This is a genomic window from Aquiflexum sp. (assembly GCF_977115555.1).
Genome location: NZ_CDSBKL010000648.1, coordinates 1 through 1,348 on the forward strand (window position 1 = coordinate 1; position 1,348 = coordinate 1,348).

The following is a 1,348-nucleotide window of genomic DNA, read 5'->3' on the forward strand; positions in this document are numbered from 1 at the left end:
GGACAAAGCAAATAAGTGGCGAGATTCCGCTGCGAACAAATGGAAAACTAACCATGGCTTTACCTGGCAACAGACTTTTGATCCAATTGATCAATCCGGATGTGGAGGAAGATTTTATCCGGTATGGGATTTATAATATTGTTGAATCAAATAATTATTTGTTAAAGCATCTGACTTTTTAAGTTCAGATGCTTGGGAGAAAAAATCTGATTTAAACCTCACAAAGTCTTCCTCACTGTCATCTTAAATGGATTTTTGGAGACTTTTTCGGTGGTTTTTCCCAAAATCAGTTCTGCAATCCTTTTTCCCATATGCTCAAAATCCGTGGAGATCGTCGTGATGCCATCCGCCAAAATCTCTTTTAGCGGCGTGTCATTATAAGAAATCAATCCCACTGCTTTTCCCAATTCCAAACCTTGTTCCCGGCTTTTCTTGACGACATTCACCAGATCCGTTTCCGCCAATGTGATATATACATCGCCTTCGTACAGGGGTTCAGCGTCGATACCGTCCAAGATTACATTGTCAAAATTGTAGTAGAAGCAGAATTTCTTAAACCCATCCACAATCTCCGGCGGATACATCAGTCCCCGCGGATAGACGAGTTTGAGTTTTTGGTATTTTTTCAAATGCTCGATCCCATCTTCCAAGGCATGGAAAATATCCTTTTCAAAATCCTGATACACACCCGGAAATTCATTTTCGTGGCCTTTGACCGCACGGTCCATGATCAGCAGTTTGTTTTCGGGAAATTGCCTTGCAATGTCATAAGAATCCATCAGGTGGGAATCTTCATCATAAAAATGCGGCGCAAGCACATAGTAATGGTATTTTCCCATATTCCTTTCGAGCAGTTCCTGCACCATTGACTTATTGTAATGGTGCACATGGATGTCCACCGTGGCTTTTTCACCAAGGGTTTCTAAAACCGAGTAATAGATGATTTTTTTGTAGGAACTCAGTTTGTTGAAAAGCAACAGGACTTTGAGTTTGTTGGAAGTATTGGTCGAACTCACATAAAAACCTTTCCCTTTGACCGAAGTGATGATGCCCCTGTCTTTGAGTTCATTGTATGCTTTTTCTACTGTATCCCTTGAAAGCAAGAAATCAAAGCTCATCTCGTTGATCGAAGAGATCCGCTCTCCGATTTTCAACCTGCCGCTTTCGATATCTTCCAAGATCAGGTTGACTACCTGCTGGTACTTCGGGGTTTTGGACCCGTTGTTGATTTTGTCCATTTTGTCGAACATCGTCATTTTGGGGTTATTTTGGTTTGACTTTTAAAGAGATTTGCGGTTTCTCTCTTTAGATATTTATTGATATTGGATATTTATGGATATTGTTTTGG

2 protein-coding genes are annotated in these 1,348 nt (G+C 40.6%); one reads left to right on the forward strand and one right to left on the reverse strand.

Going from position 1 to position 1,348, the window contains the following annotated elements; genetic code table 11:
* Positions 1 to 182, forward strand: a 182-nt coding sequence (locus ACZFYI_RS20405) for a hypothetical protein (protein WP_462525957.1), incomplete at its 5' end; no start/stop codon positions are given.
* A gap of 36 nt (positions 183 to 218) precedes the next feature.
* Here the strand turns inward: ACZFYI_RS20405 and ACZFYI_RS20410 are convergent.
* Positions 219 to 1,256 carry a GntR family transcriptional regulator gene (locus ACZFYI_RS20410; protein WP_241141978.1) on the reverse strand — a complete coding sequence of 346 codons (1,038 nt, stop codon included), beginning with the start codon at positions 1,254 to 1,256 and terminating at the stop codon, positions 219 to 221.
* Between the last annotated feature and the right edge of the window lie 92 nt (positions 1,257 to 1,348).